Source organism: Nostoc sp. (genome assembly GCF_054880495.1).
On sequence record NZ_JBTYKD010000379.1, the window covers coordinates 1 to 3564 of the forward strand.

Sequence of the window (3564 nt, forward strand, 5' to 3'; positions counted from 1 at the left end):
GCTAAATTATTCAATCCTAAATCTATGCTAGCAATTTTACTTTGCTCAAGAAGATGAGGTTCTATTTCTTTGTTGTAAACAATTTCAACAAGATAATGGTCAAGCTTTGGTACTATTCTAACTTGTGCAATATTATTAGCTTTTGTTCTCAGTACAATTTTCGTCTGACTTAACTTAATCAAACCTTTTACTAGCGCCGGTTTTGACAAAGCTTGAACAGTATAAACAACTAAGTTTCTACCTTCAACTTTATTTTTATATTTTGGTAACTTCGGCTTACTTAAAAACTTGGATGGATTCTTTTCGTAAGCTTTTAAAGCAGCTAGAAAACTTTTCCAATTTCTGTCTAAAACCATTAAAATTTGTTGACTTACTTTCGCAGGTATTGCTTTATAATCAACAGATTCTTGAGTGAGTTTTTGAACCTGATTATAATTCAGAATTTTACCTGTCTTAAATAGATTTTGTCTAATCAAGTAGTTAGACGCATTGTAAAGGTTTTTAGACAGAAAGCATAAGTTATCAATTTCTTGGTAGTACTTATGAGAACTCTTGATTACGTGCTTTTCAACTAACTGCATTCCTCCTCCTGCAAGCATTTAACTATTGGACATTCCAGTAGTTAGCTGAGTTGCGTTTAAATCTCCGCGTTTCCACATTCGCAATCGCTTTTTATCCCTCACACCTATTGATTTAGCCTAATCCGATAATTTCATAGTTGTTTTTCGACCTATGTAACCATTTTCAACCATTTGGCTACATTTGTAAATATTTGTCTATAAAATCAGCGAAGTTTACCAATACCTGCGGCATGTACAACTTTGCAGGCGAGTGGGCTTATAAAATTGGGATTCCGGCGAAAAGTGGAATTTGTGGTGGGATTATCGCCGTTGTAGCAAATAAGATGGGCATTGGAGTTTTTTCGCCCCTGCTGGATGTACGTGGTAACAGTGTACGGGGGGTAAAGGTGTGTGAAAAACTTTCTCAACGGTTAGGTTTACATCTATTTGATTGTTCAGGTCAAGAGTGAAGTGGGCATTGGGTTATTCCCCTAGTTGACTTATCCGCTTGTCACCAGTACGCATTATCCAATCCTCAATTTAGCGATCGCTAGTGCATCGGCTAAGTTTGCTTCTCGGATCATCATCAGCTATCTTCTGGCAAGAGTTTACAACTCTTCTGCTTGGGGAAGTGGGAAGATTTCACCAGCCAAGTAAGCTTGAAAGTGTTTTTGGAAATACAACCAGGAAGTCATATCTTCCCCATCTATTAATGCTTTTGGGGCTTGTTTATATAAAGGAATACGGTTATTAATTTCGTCTTGCAGCAGTGGGGGCAGTTCTGTTAAACCATTGATTTTGCTGCCAACTGCACTGTAGATTAGTTGACCGGGGCGATCGCCCATTTTCATCCAGGGAAGCCATTGACCAATTCTATCCCAACTCAATTGGAGTTGAGAAACTGATTTAAGTGCTGGGTTGAATAAATCTGCGGTTGGCACAGTTAATTTAAATAATTCTGCTGCCTGATAAATTGGATTTGGGCTATATTCGGCAAATTTGCGATCGTCTGCTAAAGGATTGGGGTAATAGGGAAATATATCAAAAACGAAGGTTGTACTGTCACCATCGACTTGGGCGGGGAAATTTCCCTCAAACGTTCCCTGCACAGGATTATTAGCAACGTGAATCACTGGAACTGTCTCGCCTGTCCAAGGATTCTCCCATTTGGACAAAACCTCATCTGTTTTTGGGTTGAGATAGTAAGTCAGTTCCCTAGAAGTAAAATCCCAGCTACCTTCTGCTGTGGGAATACATCGGCTAACGCTCAATCCCAGCATCTTAAATAGGAGTTGTTTTTTCCCACCGGGGATAAAGGCGTAAATTTTACCTTTCCAAATCAGGAAAGTCGATTCGCTAGGATCGAGGGAAGAACGAGTTTTAACCCAGTGCTGGGCTTCAAGTTCTTGAATTTGGGCAACCATCTAAAGCATCCTTAGTATTTGAAAGGGAGTGGGGAGTAGAGACGCGATTAATCGCGTCTCTACTGGAGTTAGGAGTTTTATCTCCGCTTATCTAAAAGTCCTTAAAACCTCACCCTCTCCTAACGGACATCCCTCTCCGAACTCACGGAGAGGGACAGGTTTTGCATAGCAAAACCAGGGTGAGGTTTTCTTGGGCTATTGGATAAACCATAATTAAACTGGTTTAGAAAATTGCTCATCCAGACGGCGAAACAAAAATACCCAAAGTGGTAGGGAACTGTTAATCGCAATTAGTCGCACTAAATGACCAGTTGTAACAATTTCAACATTATGATTCAATACCAGGGAAACTAGGATCATTTCTGCCGATCCTCCTGGTGCTGTGACTAAGAGACAGGTTAACCAGTCCCAAGAGGTTAATTGCATTGCAAGTATAGCAGCGATCGCTCCCGCTACGAGGGTCATCGCCACAGACATCAAAGCATAGCCGACAGTCCGCCGATTAAAGTTGGGTTTGTCTCCCCAATACTCACCAATAGTAATTCCCAGCAGCATTTGACCTAATAAGTTAATTAAAGGCGGCGGACTAAAGCTAATATCACCCACAAAAGGCAGCCAATGCAGCAAAGGATTAAACCCAATACCAATCAACAATGCACCAAAGAAATCGCCAGCAGGAATGTTAAATAATATTGCTGGATAAACTACTAATCCAGTGATGAGCAGTACTAACAAGAGTAAACCTAGTTGAGATGGATCGAGATTGAGCCAAGCACCGTTGATTGGGAGTGTTTGCGGATAGTAATTACCAACTGATGTCCTAGCGATGAGGGGGATTAGAACAATTACTGAAGTGACGCGAATCGCCTGAACTAGGGCAACCAAACTCACATTTTTATTGTAATCAGCGGCGATCGCTGCCATAATTCCTACACCACCAGGAACTGTAGCCAGCATTGCTGTAAATAAGTTAGTTTTGCTGACGCGAGAGTAAATGTAACCAATACAACCTCCACTCAGCAGCATAAACAAGGTAATAAAAATAAATATCGGAATACCAGAAACAACACTAGCTAGATTCGTGTGGGCATTAGAAGCGCCGATAGTTAAGCCGACAAGTGCCATTCCCACTTTTCTAGCAGTGCGGTTAGGTTGTGGGGAATATTCATATAAAACTCGACACCCTTGAAGAACTACTGTACCAGCAGCAATCCCGCCAAATATCCAGGCAATCCTGCCAATTTGGAACTTTGCCAGCAGTAAACCCAAAGGTAATGCCAAAAGCATTTCCAAGACAAGGACAATTAGTTTTTTTACAAATAGCTGTTGTTTGGTAACAACAGGATTTTCATGAGTGTGTTCTTCGAGGTTGGCAGCAACACTTAGACTTTCATTCATCGATACAAGCTTTTTTTATTAATTTAACTATGCATTTAAGCTAACGCGATCGCCCAAGATAACTAAACCGCGTCTATCTTGAAACCTGTAGTTCTTCTTTGATGAAAAGGATTTGCCCTCATCCCCCAACCCCTTCTCCCATCTCTGGGAGAAGGGGAGCCAGAATTTCAAAGTCCCTCTCC

3 protein-coding genes and 1 pseudogene are annotated in these 3564 nt (G+C 40.9%); 1 reads left to right on the forward strand and 3 read right to left on the reverse strand.

Features of this window, described 5'->3' with window-relative positions; translation table 11 throughout:
- On the reverse strand, window positions 1–599 hold a 599-nt coding region (locus tag ACYTXL_RS32140; RefSeq protein ID WP_461928146.1), incomplete at its 3' end, for an RNA-guided endonuclease InsQ/TnpB family protein.
- Window positions 600–802: 203 nt separating this feature from the next.
- Here ACYTXL_RS32140 and ACYTXL_RS32145 point away from each other — a divergent pair.
- Window positions 803–1030 (forward strand): annotated as a pseudogene (locus ACYTXL_RS32145) (glutaminase); the annotation flags it as partial.
- A gap of 138 nt (window positions 1031–1168) precedes the next feature.
- On the opposite strand, the gene ACYTXL_RS32150 reads toward ACYTXL_RS32145, so the two are convergent.
- Window positions 1169–1984 (reverse strand): DUF1838 domain-containing protein, encoded by an 816-nt coding sequence (locus ACYTXL_RS32150; RefSeq protein ID WP_461928147.1) that lies wholly within the window; start codon window positions 1982–1984, stop codon window positions 1169–1171.
- A 213-nt stretch (window positions 1985–2197) separates the two neighbouring features.
- Window positions 2198–3382 carry an AbrB family transcriptional regulator gene (locus tag ACYTXL_RS32155; RefSeq protein WP_461928148.1) on the reverse strand — a complete coding sequence of 395 codons (1185 nt, stop codon included), beginning with the start codon at window positions 3380–3382 and terminating at the stop codon, window positions 2198–2200.
- Window positions 3383–3564 lie beyond the last annotated feature (182 nt).